This is a genomic window from Enterococcus sp. BWR-S5 (assembly GCF_016745255.1).
Lineage (GTDB): Bacteria > Bacillota > Bacilli > Lactobacillales > Enterococcaceae > Enterococcus_L.
This window is the reverse complement of record NZ_JADOEQ010000002.1, coordinates 37,930-54,459: the sequence shown is the minus strand read 5'-3', so window position 1 is coordinate 54,459 and position 16,530 is coordinate 37,930. Positions and strand designations below refer to the sequence as shown.

At 40.0% G+C, this 16,530-nt stretch carries 15 protein-coding genes; 11 read left to right on the top strand and 4 right to left on the bottom strand.

The features are described 5' to 3' along the window. Window positions 1–27: 27 nt before the first annotated feature. A complete protein-coding gene (locus IW510_RS02910; RefSeq protein WP_202056722.1) occupies window positions 28–1,449 on the bottom strand; it encodes a glycoside hydrolase family 1 protein in 1,422 nt (473 codons plus the stop codon). 181 nt (window positions 1,450–1,630) lie between these two features. On the opposite strand from IW510_RS02910, the gene IW510_RS02905 reads away from it, so the two are divergent. From IW510_RS02905 to IW510_RS02885, 5 genes are all read left to right on the top strand, one after another. Then, a complete protein-coding gene (locus IW510_RS02905; RefSeq protein ID WP_202056720.1) occupies window positions 1,631–2,344 on the top strand; it encodes a GntR family transcriptional regulator in 714 nt (237 codons plus the stop codon). A gap of 143 nt (window positions 2,345–2,487) precedes the next feature. Next, window positions 2,488–3,825, top strand: a complete 1,338-nt coding sequence (locus IW510_RS02900) for a PTS sugar transporter subunit IIC (protein ID WP_202056718.1) — start codon at window positions 2,488–2,490, stop codon at window positions 3,823–3,825. Between the two features lie 126 nt (window positions 3,826–3,951). Beyond that, a complete protein-coding gene (locus tag IW510_RS02895) occupies window positions 3,952–4,305 on the top strand; it encodes a DUF2200 domain-containing protein (RefSeq protein ID WP_202056715.1) in 354 nt (117 codons plus the stop codon). A 200-nt stretch (window positions 4,306–4,505) separates the two neighbouring features. Then, on the top strand, window positions 4,506–5,132 hold the full coding sequence (locus tag IW510_RS02890) for a class I SAM-dependent methyltransferase (protein ID WP_202056705.1): 627 nt from the start codon (window positions 4,506–4,508) through the stop codon (window positions 5,130–5,132). Window positions 5,133–5,209: 77 nt separating this feature from the next. Further along, a complete protein-coding gene (locus tag IW510_RS02885; RefSeq protein WP_202056704.1) occupies window positions 5,210–5,569 on the top strand; it encodes a DUF1827 family protein in 360 nt (119 codons plus the stop codon). 159 nt (window positions 5,570–5,728) lie between these two features. On the opposite strand, the gene IW510_RS02880 is transcribed toward IW510_RS02885, so the two are convergent. Then, the gene (locus IW510_RS02880; RefSeq protein WP_202056703.1) at window positions 5,729–6,328 is read right to left on the bottom strand and encodes a lipoprotein BA_5634 family protein; all 600 of its coding nucleotides are present in this window, start codon (window positions 6,326–6,328) and stop codon (window positions 5,729–5,731) included. A 309-nt stretch (window positions 6,329–6,637) separates the two neighbouring features. Here IW510_RS02880 and IW510_RS02875 point away from each other — a divergent pair, with 309 nt between their 5' ends. From IW510_RS02875 to IW510_RS02850, 6 genes are all read left to right on the top strand, one after another. Continuing rightward, window positions 6,638–7,657 carry a YdcF family protein gene (locus IW510_RS02875; protein ID WP_202056702.1) on the top strand — a complete coding sequence of 340 codons (1,020 nt, stop codon included), beginning with the start codon at window positions 6,638–6,640 and terminating at the stop codon, window positions 7,655–7,657. A gap of 301 nt (window positions 7,658–7,958) precedes the next feature. Further along, a complete protein-coding gene (locus tag IW510_RS02870) occupies window positions 7,959–10,130 on the top strand; it encodes a HelD family protein (protein ID WP_202056701.1) in 2,172 nt (723 codons plus the stop codon). A 268-nt stretch (window positions 10,131–10,398) separates the two neighbouring features. Further along, a complete protein-coding gene (locus IW510_RS02865; RefSeq protein ID WP_202056700.1) occupies window positions 10,399–10,785 on the top strand; it encodes a hypothetical protein in 387 nt (128 codons plus the stop codon). Beyond that, on the top strand, window positions 10,786–11,985 hold the full coding sequence (locus tag IW510_RS02860; RefSeq protein ID WP_202056699.1) for a hypothetical protein: 1,200 nt from the start codon (window positions 10,786–10,788) through the stop codon (window positions 11,983–11,985). 19 nt (window positions 11,986–12,004) lie between these two features. Further along, complete coding sequence (locus IW510_RS02855) at window positions 12,005–12,352, top strand: hypothetical protein (RefSeq protein WP_202056690.1); 348 nt, start codon at window positions 12,005–12,007, stop codon at window positions 12,350–12,352. Further along, the gene (locus tag IW510_RS02850; RefSeq protein ID WP_202056687.1) at window positions 12,346–12,603 is read left to right on the top strand and encodes a hypothetical protein; all 258 of its coding nucleotides are present in this window, start codon (window positions 12,346–12,348) and stop codon (window positions 12,601–12,603) included. Before IW510_RS02855 ends, IW510_RS02850 begins: the two co-directional genes overlap by 7 nt. Window positions 12,604–12,815: 212 nt before the next feature. On the opposite strand, the gene IW510_RS02845 is transcribed toward IW510_RS02850, so the two are convergent. After that, entirely contained in the window at window positions 12,816–14,615 is a 1,800-nt protein-coding gene (locus IW510_RS02845; RefSeq protein WP_202056685.1) for an ABC transporter ATP-binding protein, read from the bottom strand. Then, window positions 14,602–16,338, bottom strand: coding sequence for an ABC transporter ATP-binding protein (locus IW510_RS02840; protein ID WP_202056683.1), 1,737 nt, complete (start codon window positions 16,336–16,338; stop codon window positions 14,602–14,604). The genes IW510_RS02845 and IW510_RS02840 overlap by 14 nt, the downstream gene beginning before the upstream one ends. Window positions 16,339–16,530 lie beyond the last annotated feature (192 nt).

The window sequence follows — 16,530 nt, the reverse complement described above, 5'->3', positions numbered from 1 at the left end:
ATGCTTTTCTTATTTTAACAAACGTAATCAGTCAACCAGTAAATCGGTATCATAGTCGAAGCCGTTGGCATCACTTAGCTGTTTATAAAACTCTCCGCTTTTTTTGATGGTTCGTTTTTGGGTAGATAAGTCCAGTGACACGAGACCGTAGCGGTTTTTATAGGCATTAATCCATGACCAGCAGTCGATAAAGGTCCATAAATGGTAGCCCTTAATATTGCAGCCTTCCTGGATAGCTTTCCATAGGTAAGCTAAATGGTCTTGAATATATGCGATGCGGTAGTCATCAATTACCTGTCCCTGCTCATCCATAAACCGTTCTTCATCAGCAACGCCCATCCCATTTTCAGAAATGAAGGCTTCAATATTTCCATAATTATTTTTGATATCCATACATAGGTCATAAATGCCCTTTTCGTAGATTTCCCACCCACGGTATTCATTCATTTTTCGCCCTGGCATGATATGCGGCTCAAAGAACCACTCTGGAAGAAACGGTCCTTCTGGATTGATTGCGGTGAGACGAGCTTTCACCCGACGAGGTTCGTAATAGTTCAATCCCAGTATCTGCGCAGTATTTTCTTTGATAATTTGTAAGTCTTCTTCTGTCATATCCTCCGGCAGCTGATTATACTCTTTCAAGAGTGCAGTCAATTTTTCGGGAAATGCGCCTTTTACCATGGGATCAAGGAAGCTACGTGTATAAAAAAGATCCGCGATTTCCGCTGCCTTTACATCGGCGGGATTTTGACTTCTTGGAAAGGTTGGGCTAAGGTTCAGAATCACACCTATTTTACTGGATAATTGGTGTTTTTTATGCGCAGCAATAGCCTTGGCATGTGCCAAAATAGTGAAGAAAGCTGCTTGAGCACCACGTTTAAAATCAATGAGATTTGGGTAATGAAAATCTTCAAGATAGCTGCCGAGGATTGGACCTAAAGGCTCATTGAAGGTAAACCAATGATAGACTAAATCGCCGAATTCTTTAAAGCAAGTATCCGCAAAATGAACATAGGCATCCACCACCTCACGGGATTCCCAACCGCCCTTGTCCTGCAGCTTTGCTGGCATATCGAAATGGTAAAGGTTTGCGAAAACTTTAATACCTTGTGTCTTCATTTCAGAAAAGAGGTCACGATAAAACACGATTGCCTGCTGATTGACCTCGCCAACACCATCGTTAGGAAACATTCTTGCCCAGGAAATCGACACACGAAATGAGTTGTGGCCTGTTTTTTTCATTAGCTGAATATCTTCTTTATAGCGATGAATATGGTCTGTCGTCACGTCTGAGCCGATACGATGATAGAAGCGATAAGGCTCTTTCTGGTACCAACGTTCCCATACAGTTTCTGCTTTTCCTGTTTCACCGCGTCCTTCTGCCTGTTCTGCCGACCAGGCGGAGCCCCACCAGAAATCCTCTGGAAAGGTTAATGTCTGTTTATTCATGATAGCCCTCCTTCGTTCTCAAGAGGTATCATACCATCAAAAAAACTAAAAATAAACACTTTTTATAAAAGATGTATAATTTTAGTTAAAGGGTGAGTGTTATTGTGTGTAGGTGTTGAAAAACAAAAAAAAAGGTATATAATTAAGTATAGTTTTAATGACAGAATATGGAGAGAAAATGATGAAGAAATTACCAAAGTATATGGAAGTATATATCGATATCAAGAAAAAAATAGAAGAAGATGTTTATAAAATCGGTGAGAAGCTGCCATCAGGTGAGGTGCTGGCGAAAAATTATGAAACGAGTAAACTGACAGTAAAAAAAGGGTTGGATTTATTGGTTTCAGAAGGTATCCTGCATAGTCGCAGCGGCTTTGGCACAGAGGTTCTGCGTAAGCCAATTGATAATTCAAAGGTTTTTGGTCCCAGCGACGGGCTGTTCAATGTTGTTGGAGAAGAGCATGTTCACTCAGAGATTCATACCTTTTCTATTGAGCTGCCTTCAAAAAAGGTGCAGAATATGCTGAAGATTGGGGAGAAGGAATACATCTACAACATTGTCCGCAGCCGTTTTATTGATCACAAGCCATACTCATTAGAGCAAACGTTTATGCCCTTGTCAATTATTCCCGGGTTAGAGCCAAAGCATCTGCAAAAGTCAGTGTACTCGTATATTACTGCGGATTTAGGTCTGGAAATAAAAGCCTCTCATATATGGATAAAGGGCGTGAAGGCGACAGAATTTGATGCGAAAATTCTTGGTATAGCAAGGGATGAGTTCATGATAGAGGTGGAGAAGGTCGTATCGTTGACCAGTGGTACACCCTTTGAGTACTCTATTACCCGACATCTGTACGAAGATTTTATTTTTGAAGCCGTTTTTGTGGAAAATTAGTAGATTTAAAAAGCCTCTACAGGCTTTTTATTTTTTGAATTTAATAAAAGTATATATTTTTAAATAAAGTTATTTACTTTATTGTTTTTTGGTAGTATGATGATAATCAGTAAGTGCTTACAAAAAATAGAAGGAGATCAATCATGGAAAAAACGAATAAAAAAGATCAGCTTTTTGAGAAATTCGGAATGGTTGCAACAAAATTGGGGAACCAGATTCATTTACGAACATTACGTGATGCGTTTGCCACCTTCATGCCATTCATGATGCTTGCCGGATTTGTCACTCTGATTAATTACGTCATACTTGAGCCTACCGGATTTATGGGGAAAATTATTGCTCCCGAAACATTAATGACGATTCAGGAAATCGGTATATCGATTGGAAATGGAACGTTGAGCATCACCACGCTATTGGTTGTCGCTGCTGTTTCTTATCACATGTGTGTCAGCCGCAATTATTCAAATCATATTGCAGCAGTTCTTGTCGCTATTTCTACGTTTGTCGTATTAACACCGATGAAGACAATGTTTACTCCGGAAGGTGCCGGAGAGGCCATCGAAGTAAGTGGTGTGATTCCTGTGTCTCATACAGGGGCTTCAGGAATGTTTGTTGGGATTTTTGTTGGTCTGCTGGCAACTGAGCTATTTATTAAATTATCTAATAATGAAAAACTGCAGATTAAGCTGTCAGGTAATATTCCGCCGGCTGTTTTAAAATCATTTAACGTCTTGATTCCGATAATCATCACTGTAACAAGCTTTTCAATTCTGTCATTCGCAGTCAATCAACTGTTCAGTATGGATGTAAATGGCTTAATCACTCAGATTGTTACTGTACCGTTAAGTAAAGTAACTACCGGACTGCCGGGCTTTTTACTAATCACATCGATTGCCAACCTGTTCTTTGGCTTCGGCATTCATCAGGCAGTTATCTCAGGGTCTCTGCTTGATCCATTTTTGATTCAGAATATGCAGGAAAATATGGCTGCCTATGCCAATAAAGAAGAAATCCCTCATATCATCAATATGGCTTTTAAGGATACCTTCGCTGTTATGGGGGGTTCCGGTAATACCATTGCTTTGCTAATTGCAATTTTTATTTTCAGTAGAAGAAAAGACTACAAGGATTTTGCCAAGCTGTCTGTTGCTCCCGCAATTTTCAACATTAGTGAGCCAATCATTTTCGGACTGCCGATTGTATTTAATCTGAGCTTGATTATACCTTTCGTGCTTGCACCAATTTTTTCTTTGACGATTGCTTATTTTGCGACAGCTGTTGGCTTGATAAATCATGTGGTTGTACAGATTCCGTGGACAACTCCGCCGATTATCTCTGCCTTTCTGGCTACAGGTGGTGACTGGAAAGCCGCGGTGCTGCAAATCCTAATTATCATAGGCTGTGTCTTCATCTACTTGCCGTTTCTGCGAATTGATGAGAAGGTTACAGCGAAGATGGGGAAAGAAGAGGCGGCAGAATAAGACGCCTTGAAAAGTAAAACAGATTGAAAAAGCGTGCATCAAGACAATGCCAGCTGTTGCTATTGTCTTGATGTTGACGCTTTTTTTGTTATACTATCAGTGACAGTGAAAAGAAAGAGGTGCTATATGACACAGCGTATATATAAAATGAGCTTTGCCAGTGTTTATCCGCTATACATAAAAAAAGCAGAACGAAAGAATCGCACAAAGGAAGAAGTAGATGAGATTATTTTCTGGTTAACAGGTTATAACCAAGCCGGACTACAGGAACAGCTGGATAAGCAGCATGATTTCGAGACATTTTTCGAACAGGCACCTGAAATGAATCCAAATGTATCCCTTATCAAAGGAGTCGTTTGTGGTGTTCGAGTAGAAGATATTGAAGAACCGCTGATGCAAAAAATTCGTTATCTGGATAAGCTGATTGACGAATTGGCGAAAGGCAAAAAAATGGAAAAGATTCTTCGTAGTGATGTGTGAGGAAGAAAAGAAGGGAGCAGACCAGGTATTTTTCGGGTCTGCTTTCTTTATGTATTCAGATTAAAAATAAGGCAAATGCTATGCAAGTAATCTATTTTTTGAAAAATCTATCTATCAAAGCAGCCGGTGTGATACGATGTGAGTGAGGTTATTTGAGCTAGAGAGAAGATGTTTGCCTCAATCAAAGGAGTTTTATGACTATGGTTTATGTTGTGTTATCAATAGCTGTTTTAGCAAGTCTATTTTTTTATTTGCTGAAGCAATCAAAAGAGCCAACTGGAATTGTTGGTGTCTATATGATGCGATTGTGGAATCGCGTGTATTTGCCGATGGTGGATTGGAGTCTGACCTATATCCCTCGAACGGGTAGTAAGCGGATATTGGATGTAGGTGTCGGCAATGGCAGGTCTACACAGAGGCTGGCGGCTGCTTTTTCGGATTCAGAAATATATGGGATTGATATTTCTCAGAAAGCAATAGAGCAGGCGAAACAGCTGTATAAAGGTTCGATGATTACTTTTGAAGTAAAGGATGTCATAAAAACATCTTATCCGTCGGCCTATTTTGAGTTGATTTGTGTGTATCAGAATCACTTTCATTGGTCTGATTTAGAAAAGGGCTTGGGTGAGCTCAACCGTATTTTGGCAAATGAAGGAATAATTGTTATTGCCTGCGAGATATCCAAAATAAAATACTACTTACCTGATTTTATAGCTGTAGAAAGGTTTCAAGCATATCTGAATACATTGGGGTTAAAGCTGGTAGATATCGAACAAAATACCGGCTGGATTCTTTATAAAATAGAACATGTAAATAATGATGTCTAGGCATGAGTGCGTCATTTCTTTCAAAACCGTCTCTTTGTGCTATGCTTGAAGTGAAAAACGAGAAAGAAGGATGACGGATGGCTAAGCTGAGACTTTTTGAAACACCGATTCAGGCAAAGGTGAAGTTGAAGACAATGTTCCCTGTCTTGGATGAAATCTTAAGAGAATACTGCAAAACAGTGACCTATTGGAAGGTATACACAGTTAATCATACAACGGTCATTTTTGTTAAGAACAATGTAGAGACGGTTGTGTTGCTGGCAAATCCCAAAGTAAAGATTAATGAAGCTGAGGTTGATTTTGTTAAAGAAAAACTGTTGGCAGAAGGAGATGCAGACAAGTTGCATATTCCGCACGAAGTAAGAGAGAAGTACGAAAAACAACATGACAAGCAATACAAGGATATTGTCCTGTTGAAGCAATATACCTTAGATTAATTGACTGACGTTAATAACAGACAACGCCCTCCTCTAAAGCCGTAGCTTGCTTTAGAGGAGGGCGTTATTTTGTTGGAGCCGCTTGTTCAGCAGCAAGGGAGTGCGCGAAGGGCTCCAACAAAATGAGTAGTTCCGGTTTTCGATGAATCTGTTGTCTTTTTACTTCTTCAAATCATAAATCTGCAGCATTTCTGCGGAGGTATATTTCGACAGAGCTTTGGAGGCATCGACTTTTTGATCGAGCGCTTGAACCGTCATGGCTTCGCCGTTGAAGCTGTTGTAATCTGCCTCGTTCAAGATAGCGATGGCTGAGACGCCATTAGAGGATTCGCCTAGGACGACATATTTATTAGATTGTATAGGATATTCTGATCCTACGGCATCCGTAATACTATTGACCGGATTTTTTGAGTAGAGGATTGGTAATTCACCGTCGATTTGTTGAATCGCTGTAAAGTCAAAATCGTCCCCTTTTTGAGTGACAGATTTCAATGCTTTTTGTCGTATCAATTGTTCTGCCTGCTCTTTTGTCAAAGCGAGTGTTTTTGTTTCAGCTACCCATTTGCCTGTTACTTCTGATTTTTGATTAATATCGGCTTCTTGCTGTTGTGCCAAGGCTTGCAGCTTAGCCCCATCCTTATCAACTAAAATTATCCCATATACTTCTTTATGCATAAGTTTCATCACCATTGAATAACCGCCATAGCCTAGCGCGCCGATTACTCCAAGTGTTATTAGCATTAATGGTATCTTTTTCATTCGTTCACCTATCTTTCTTAAGTATATATAGCTCCTATTAATTAAATGCCAATGACTCCTAATTTCCTTTACGAGAACTTTCGGCAACGGTCACTTTTCATGTGATAAATCTTAATAGGATTTATATAGCTTTATTTTACAGATAATATTGAATCAAGGCGTGGGTTTCAACGAACAGTGAACGAACAATTTTGTCATTTAGCTCTTACCAAAGTGAATCAATTGCGTTCATTCCTATTTAATGGTAAAAATTGAAGAGAATGTGTATAACGGATTTATAAAAGAAATAGTAGGAGTGGGTGTAGGTTCATGTTTTATCTTTCATTGTTTTTACTAGCTATTGGCGGAGTGATATTGATAAGGAAAAAAAGGAGCTTTATTGGTGGGACGTTATTTGTCACAGGTGCTTTTTTCTTCATCCTTTTTCTGCTTTACGTACTCTTGGACAAAGCTTCAGCTGTATCTCCATTATCTGAGAGTCTTATCTTTATCGGTGTATATGGAGTCGGTCTATTACTATTTTTAGGAACTTGTCTCTACTTTATTATCAACACACATATCATGAGTACCAAGGAAGGACGGTCGGTTACGGCGAAGCTCTCCGCAGTTCTCGGGCTCAACATTCTGATTGTTGTTCCATTGACCTTCTATTTGCTGGTGATGGGAACTCCGTTGAAATGGCCACTGGTTGTTTCTATTCTGGTTTTCACCTTTCTTTTAGTAGACCTTCTTTTTACTTTACTCTTTGGTGCCTATCTGGTGTATTCGTGGTTCACTCAGAAATTTCCAATCAAGCGAAAAGTCGACTATATTATTGTGCTGGGTTCAGGCATTCGTAGCGAAGAGGTGCCGCCTCTCCTAAAGAGCAGGCTGGATAAAGGGATTGAGTATTATCAAAAAAATCCGGAAGCATGCTTTATTGTCAGCGGGGGGCAAGGGGCGGATGAGCCTGTTTCAGAGGCATTTGCAATGGGGAACTATTTACTCTCGCAGAATATTCCGAAAGATAGAATTATTTTGGAGGATCGTTCTCGGACAACCTTGGAAAATATGCAGTTTTCTAAAGAAAAAATTCTTGCGGATTGGCAAGGTCAGCAAAGACCATCTGTGATTTTCACGACAAATAACTATCATGTGTTACGAGGAGCTTTATATGCCGGAAAAGTTGGATTGAAGGCGGATGGAGTGGGTGCGCCAACTGCGCTGTATTTTCTTCCCACAGCCTTGATTCGAGAATTCATTGCTCTATTAATTCATTATAAATGGTTTAGTATTGGTTTAATTTTGCTGTCACTGCTGTTTACGACACATTCATTCTTGCCGTTTTAAGTACATGAGGAGAAAAATGAAGGGCTTTTTGGTTTATACTGAAAAGTCCTTTTAATTGCAACTATATTACTTTGTGTATAAAGAAAGAAGGAGCGATTTTTACATATATCAACGAAAATAGTTGCTTTTCCTGCTAAAAAGGAGTATTCTAATCAGTCCACCTGTTTTAAAAGATAGAGTGATTTATTGGCACTTGGGTAATCGCTCATTGGTGTCGTATCTATTTATTTAAAACGTTAAATTGACAAGGAGACAGTGCCTGTTTTAGCAATGTGCTGTCGAAAAACAAAGGAGCGTGCTTATGTCCATCACAGAAAAACAATTGGAAGAGCAGTATTTGAAAAGGGTCTACACGAAGCTGTTGGAAAAGCAAGTGGAGCTGGAAGAGCTTCTGGAGCATGCAAAGGAAGATGGTGTCAATTCACTCAAAGGAATGACGAGTGATATCAGCCTCAACTTTGAAAATATCACCGATAATCTGGACACCTTTGCGGTATTGGAAATGAAAAATCGGGAAATCGATCAGATGAACATTAAGCTGCAAACTGCAACAGTACTGCTGGAGAAAGTAAAAAGATTACTGTCAGCTCCTTACTTTGGGAAAATTACGGTTGATTTTTTGGATGATGAGGAGCTAGAGGATTTTTACATCGGTATCAATAATTTTGCGGACGAGCAGAGCAACAATCTGATTTATGATTGGCGCTCCCCGATTGCTGAGCTGTTCTACAATAACACAATTGGACCGTCTTCTTATTCAGTGAATAAAAACGATATCGAGGTAGCGATAGAGAACAGACGTCAATTCATTTTAGAAAGAGATCGGCTGATTAAGTTCTTTGATACATCTGTTGCGATTCAAGATGATGTACTTTTGGAGGCCTTGGAGCAGGATTCCACCAATGAAATGAAGGATATCACGTCGACGATTCAAAAAGAACAGAATGTGATTATCCGTGATACGAAAAATAAGAATATTTTGGTTAATGGGATTGCCGGAAGCGGAAAAACATCGACGATTATGCAGCGGATTGCGTATTTGCTGTATCTGTATCGTCAAACGATTACTGTCGATAATATTTTGATTTTGTCTCCAAATAGAAAATTCATTGAGTATATCTCAAATGTCCTACCTTCTTTAGGGGAGCGAAACCCATTAAACTTGACGGTTCTTCAATTCATCCAACGCCTTTCAGCGGAGGAGCTCGAGCAAGAGGAAGAATACTTCCATCGGATCAGCCAGGCGAAGCATGACAAGCATACGGATATTTTACGCAGTCAAGAGTATGTCGATTACATCAAGCAAGCGGATGAGCTGTTTCTTTCAAGCGATGATTTCATCAAAGGACTGGATCGAAAAGGAAAAACGGTTATTTCAAAAGAAAAAATTGCCGAAATTTACCATGCAACACCGAACTATCCACGCCTAATCGACAAGATTCAAGCGACAAAGACACAGCTTAAAAGCTACTGGGAGAGCCGCTTACTCAAGCAAGCGAAGAGCCATGAAATTCAAAATCAAATTTTATCGTTATCAGAAGAGCTGCAACAGAAATACTTTGGCGAAATCATTTCAGAGGATACGGAGCGCAATCTCTATAGCTATGGGAAAAAGCTGCTGCGAAAAAGATACCGTAGTATCACCAAGGCGATTGAAGAGAATCGTTGGCTGGATACCGCATTTTTCTTTGAAAAAATCTTTGAGAGTTATGAGGGACATCCCTATGAGTACACATATCAAGATAGTTTGACGTTAGATGAAGCAGTCGTGCTACAAACAATCCAACATAATTTGGTCGAGAAAGCTGAAGTAGAGCCGATGAAGTTCATTTTGATTGACGAGGTACAGGATTATACACCGGCACAGCTCAGTCTGCTGTTTGACTTGTTTGAGAAGAGTGCATTCACTATGGTAGGAGATGAGAATCAGGCGATTTTCAATTCTAGTATTTCCTTTGAAACAATCAAAGCAGCCTTTACTGAACGTGAGCTGTCGGTTCAACGCTATGATTTATTGTACAGCTACCGCTCCAGCGGTTCCATTACCAAACTGTTTAGTCAATTAGTGACTGATGAGCGAAAAATGGACATTATTCCGATTAGAAAAGATGGGACGGAACCGGAATTTCTGTCCTTCGATTCGATGGAGGAATTTATCCAATTGATATCAGAGGTTATCAAACAGTTAGATGAGGCCGATGCGCAACTGACGATTATCACAAAAGATGAAGAAGAGGTTGAAGCGATTGAAGCCGCGCTGGCTGATAAAGGCTTGAAGCTGCCGAATACAGCTATTTTACCAATCAGCTTATCTAAAGGCTTGGAATTCGACCATGTCCTGCTTTATGATGTATCGGCAGAAAATTATCAAACAGATAGAGAAATCAAAATTCTTTATACGGCGATTTCCCGTGCGATGAAACAGCTGTTTGTAACGTATCGAAAAGAGTTGCCGGCATTGTTGGCGGAATAGAAGAATGAAAAGAGACTGGGATATTAATATGTCCTGGTCCTTTAAAACCGAATGAAGCCTACAGTTAAAACACTAAATATTTAATTTATAGCCAGACAAATAACCAGACAAGAAATGAACTCTTGTCTGGTCTTTTTATGCTGTTAAATCTAAATCATCTAACGTACTAACAAAACTGACGATTTTTGATAGATAGACTTTAACTTTAACTATAAGTATAATAAAATTACTGTTTGCGAATTAAAAAAATAACATTAAGGATAATTCGATGAAGAAAAAAATGATTATAAGCGCAATTGTTGTGTTATTACTAATAGCGAGTGTTGGGGGAGGTTTTTATATGTTTCAACAGAAAAAAAAGGAGGCTCAAGTTGTTGAGTGGGAAAAGGTTGTAGCAAAACAGATAAAAAATACTTTTGTAGATATTGAAGAGATTCGTTTTTCGGAAGTTACAAGTGAAAATTGGCTTGCTAATATCACTGGGGTAAGTGTGAATATTATTACGGATAAGGACAATAAAAATCTAAGTATTGTTTTACCTCCAGATTTTGAGGATACTTCCTTACAAACATACGGCGGGAAAGCTCCAGAAAAAGGTCTAACAGAAAATAAAATTAAAGTCGTTTATAGCGATTCGAGTGAGGAGGAAATCTGATTGTATACAGATGAAGTCCTAAATAAATTGAATCAAGAGGCTTATTATGCCGACCCAGATTATGATAAAAAAATAACTTATGTTGCAAAACCAGACAATGAGTTAACGGGCAAAGAAGAAAATCAGTTGACAGTTGTAGGAAAAGATTTTAAAGTCGTTGCCTCAGCCGATATCGACAACAACGGTTACCAAGGATTTGCGGTTGCGCCTATCACGAAAGAATATCCGCAAGGAGATATTAATAACGTAGCCATTATCTCGGCAGGCACAAACCCAGATTGGAAAAACCCTGTTGATTTGGTTACAGCAGTTACTGCAAAAAACACTAGTGGCGGTGGTTCACTCCAAACTAAACAAGCGGATGATTTCGTGAATTTTGTAATCAACACACAAGGATATAACGTAACTCAATTAAGTGGGTACAGTCAAGGTGCATATATGCTCAAAGTTGGCGCAAAATATAAAATTCCGACAACTGTTTTTAATGGCTGGTTTTTGTATGACTCACTTGATGAAGATGAAAAGAAATTCATGATGGAAAATCCTCATCTATTCAAAAATTACCGCAGATTAGATGATTCTACTGTTAACTATTTAGATGGGAATAATCGAGAAAAAATTACAGATTTTGGCACTGTCTTTTGGTTTGATGGAGATAGTCACGGTATCAAAGACTGGAAATTCGATAAAAACGGCGCTGTCATTTTTGAAGAAACGAGTAGCCCAACCGTAAAAATGTCCCAAATTGCTTATCAGGCTTCTTTAGGTAAATGGGCATTGTTTCAATTAAAACAGAAATTTACTGCTAGTGGTGGATTGTCTGCCAATGAACAGATTTATTTAGATGACAGTGAGGCACTTCTTGTGGTGGAGACAGTTGCAAGAATGAACGAAACTATTTCAACATCACTCAAAAAGAAATATCAAGATGGTATCACGAAGGCCGAGGAACTCTGGCAAAAAACAGAACAAGCGGCACAAAATATTGGCACAACCCTAAGTTATGCAGAAGAGATTGAGGCGTTGGAATCGGGAGGTGCTTCCAAGCAAACAATCGTTGACGCACCTGCCTCAAAATACAAGGAGAAAATCGCTAAAATCGACAGCCAAACCGTTGAATATACTTCTCTTATCACAGAGATAAAAGCCAGTATTTCAAAATTAGTTAGCAGCGATCAGGAGTTAGCCAGTCAGATTTAAGGATAAAGGAGGCAGACGATTGAGACAGACGGTCGAACAGTTAGAAGAAGATTATTCAAAGCAAAAGAAGCATTATGAAGACAGACTAGATGAGCTGCGACAGGCAAAACAAAAAGGCGTACAGATTTTGGAAGATATCGCTGAGTCCAGTAGATACTACATAAAAATGATTTCAGATGACCAATCAGCCCTTTACGATGGCTTACGAGTGTTAGCTGGGCTTGGAGACGATTTTCAAGATAACTGCCAGAGAGAAATTAAAAAATTGGATAATGAGTTAGAGGATATAGAATCGGATTATCGCCGCAATTATCTGAAAGTATCGGAACAGAAAGAAGATAAAAAGGAGGAAACTTCTGGGTGGTAGATGATGTATTAAAAGAATTACGCAAGACGGGCGAAAAGCTAATGATTCGAGTGTCAGCTGCTGGTTCTGCTTGCCAAGAAAGCGCCAAGAATAATAAAGAAATTGAAGACTCTACAGAAGAAGAAATTGAGTCCTTAAAGAAAAGTATCCAAGGAACGGCTGAAAGCCTCGGCAGTTCAATAAAAGGACAATTCGGAAAGAAGGCCCAGGAGTCTTTGGAAAAACATAGCGAATCGTTCAAAGGAGTTTGAAATTTGGATGAGATAGAAAAAGAGGTTGGAACAGAAGCGGTTAGCTTCAAGCAATAAGACTGAATTTACGAAAATTGTATCACAAATTTTTGCTAAATTTCGGCTTATTGTCGAAGAAGTTGCTTCTGTCCCACCGTTTATTCGGATATGAGTACATGATGAGTCTGGGAAACTATTTATATCCCAGACGCTTTTATCACAACCTCTGCTTTTTAGGTCGAAGCGAATTGACTATTATAGAGATTGGCATAAAAGGATTCTTGACTCAACAGCTGTTGATGGGTACCTTTTTCAATGATATCGCCATCCTTCATGACAAGAATCAAGTCCGCATTTTTAATTGTGGACAAACGGTGAGCGATAATGAAGCTGGTTCGTCCCTGGGTCAGATGATCCATCGCTTGTTGGATGAGCTTTTCTGTACGTGTGTCTACGCTGGAAGTCGCTTCATCCAAAATCAGAATACTTGGATCAGCTAAAATTGCTCTGGCAATGGTTAATAGCTGTTGCTGTCCTTGAGAAATCTCATTTCCTTCAGAAGAAATCAATGTGTCATATCCCTGAGGCAATGTGCGGATAAAATGATCACACTGAGCTGCTTTGGCAGCCGCAATGACTTCAGGTCTGGAGGCATTTGGTTTTCCATAAGCGATGTTTTCGGCAATTGTACCTTGATAAAGCCAAGTATCTTGAAGGACCATGCCGAATTTTTGGCGAATGTCAGCAGATGAAAATCTGGAAATATCGATGTTGTCAACGTTGATTTGCCCGCCATTCAATGGATAGAAACGCATCAGCAAATTAATCATCGTTGTTTTTCCGGCACCGGTAGGACCGACAATCGCTACACTTTGCTTAGGCTTGACTGTAAAACTAACATCCTTCATCAGCTGTTTTTCCGGTGTGTAGCCAAAAGCGATGTGCTGAAAAGAGACATCGCCATTAATTGTTTCCGGTACTGGCAGCGGTTCAGCTGTTTCCACTTCTTCAGCGGCATCTAAGATTTCAAAAATCCTTTCCAACGCAGCTAATGCACTTTGCAGTGTATTGATGATATAGGATGCTTGTGTGACTGGCTCGGATACTTGATTGATATATTGCAAGTAAGCTTGTATCAAACCAATCGAAAGCTGTCCGCTGATGACCAGAAAGCCACCAACAACGGCACTGATTACGAAGCCGATTTGATTGATGAAACGAATTAGCGGATTGATGGCAAAGCTGACAAACTGCGCTTTGCGGAAGGCTTCAAACTGTCTGTCATTTAGCGCATCCATTTCTTCTTGAACCATGTGCTGCTGATTGTACGCCTTGATGACCAGATTTCCTGAATACAACTCTTCAGCCTTAGCTCCGACTTCACCCAACGCAAGTTGATTTTCAGCAAAATAAGCCTGGTTTTTCATCGCCAGCTTTTTCGTCACGTAACTGCTCAGCAGCAAAATGAATAAAATGCCGAGTGTCAAAAGGGGACTTAAAATCAGCATGGCGATAACGCCGAAGACAATGCTGATAACTGAAGTAATCAGTTGCATCAGACCAACTTGTAAGACTTCTGAAACCTTATCAAGGTCTAGAATCGTCCGACTGAGGATATCCCCTGTCTTATATTGGTCGTAAAAACGGATGGGTAGCTTATTCAGCTTTCCGGTAATTTGCTTACGAAGCGTCAATATGAGTGTTTCACTGACACTCGCCATCGTATACTCCTGTAAAAGGGAGAAAAGACTAATCATTCCCCAGCTCAGAAGAAGCAATAGAACTGGCAGCTTCAATTCACTGATGAATGTTTCGAGAGAAAAGTCTCCGGAACGAATCAAAGCAATCAGATTGTCCAATCCCCAGCCTAGAATTAAAGGAGTGACAGCCATGAGTGTGGCAAAGCAAAAAGCTGAGAAAATAATTAACAGGAACTTACTTTTCTGTTGACCTAGAAGCTTTAAAAGTCGGCGACTGGTCTGTTTCAGTTCTTTCGGTGAATCCATTGATTCTTGTTGTTCATGTTTTGTCATGGGTACTTTCCTCCATTCCTTGTGATAGGGCGAATTCCTGATAGGTTTGGCAGGTTTCCAGCAGCTGTGTATGCGTTCCTTTACCAACGATTTTTCCTTCATCCAACACGATAATCTGATCAGCATCCTTGATTGTAGAGATACGCTGAGCCACAATAACGACAGCTGTATCCTTCAAATAGGTTTTTAATGCTTTTCGTAACTTGGCATCTGTTTGGTAATCCAATGCTGAGAAGCTGTCATCGAAGAAGTAGAGGTCTGCCGGTTTAATCAATGCTCGTGCAATACTTAGACGCTGCTTTTGACCACCGGAAAAATTACTTCCTTTTTGAGCAACAGTTGATTGGTATTGGTTGGGAAGGCCCTCAATAAAGGCTTTTGCTTGGGCGACCTCTGCGGTGAGTGTAATCTCCTCCATTGTGGCAGTAGGGTTACCGAAAAGAAAATTATCCATAATTGTTCCGCTGAAAAGTAATGCCTTTTGAGGAACATAGCTGATTCTATTTCGCAGCTCATGTTGAGTGACCGCTCGAACATCTTTACCGAGAAATTCAACAGAACCTTGTGCCGCATCCTTTAAGCGAAGCAGGGCTTTAGCGATGGTGCTTTTCCCGGAGCCTGTACCGCCGACAATCGCTGTTATTTGTCCTCGATGAATGTCGAAGTGGATATCCTTCAAGACGGGTTCTTCTGCACCGTCATAGGCAAAGTCAACATGCTTGAAAGCTGCGACGAGACTTGTCGGTTGTTCAGTGAATTGTTCACTGCCATCTGTGATTTCATTATCCGTAGTCAAAACCTCTTCGATTCTGTTTAGAGAAGTCAGTGCTTTAGGAATCATAACGATAACCATAGCTGCCATTGTCATGAACCATAAGCTTAGGACGGTGTATTCGATGATAGCTGTAATACTACCGACGGGAAGCTGGCCTGCACCGCTAAGCCAGCCGCCAAAGGCAAGAATCGCTGTCATTGATAGACCCATGACGAGGTTAACGGTGGGATTAAGAACAGCAAACAGTTTATTGACACGAATCATTACCTTCGAGTAATCCGTAAATGCTTCATCTGTTCGCTGTTTCTCATCCGTACTCTTATTAAATGCTCGAATCACTTTGACCCCTGTGTACATTTCTCTTAGGATACGCATCATTTTATCCACATTTTTCTGCATGACTTCTGCCAGCGGAACTGCTCGGCGAATGACTACTAAGGCAATAGCAGAGAATAGGATAATGGCGCCAATCGGTATCCAAATCATGGTTATCGAGACTGTTCCGGTTAGTATGATTGAAGCGAGAACAATCAAAGGAGCCGGCAAAATCATTTGCAACGTCATCATAAGAATTTGTTGAATGTTATTGATATCACTGGTTGTTCGTGCCAACAGCGTCGGTGTGCCGAATTCTTCGACATCTGTTACGGACAACTCCTGTGTTTTACGAAATAGTTTTTCTCTCAAAAAATGACCGAATTTACCGGCCAGATGCGCAGAGTAATAGCTGGATAAAATGGAAAGAACACCCGTAAGCAATGCGGTCAGCAGCATCCAGCCGCCATAGATTAAAATCGCCTGTCGGTCCTTTTCCAGTATTCCGTAGTCGATAATGTTTGCGACAAAGTGGGGAACCAGTAGTGTTCCGAAAGATTGTAAAACCATCAGAACAACGACACCAACCACTACTCTGGAATGATTTTTAGAAAATAATTTCAGTTGATTCATAGTTATTCCTCCTTTTTTCGGCAGTGCTTGTTATTTATACGCAACGAAACATAGGACAAAGAAAAGATTGCTATTGCACTTAGGTGACTAGCTTATAGAAATGCATCGAATGTTTTACCGAACCTTCAGTCTTATCTTTGCATGTGTACCATATAGCTGTAAAAATATCCGAGTCGAATGGCAATTTTTCGT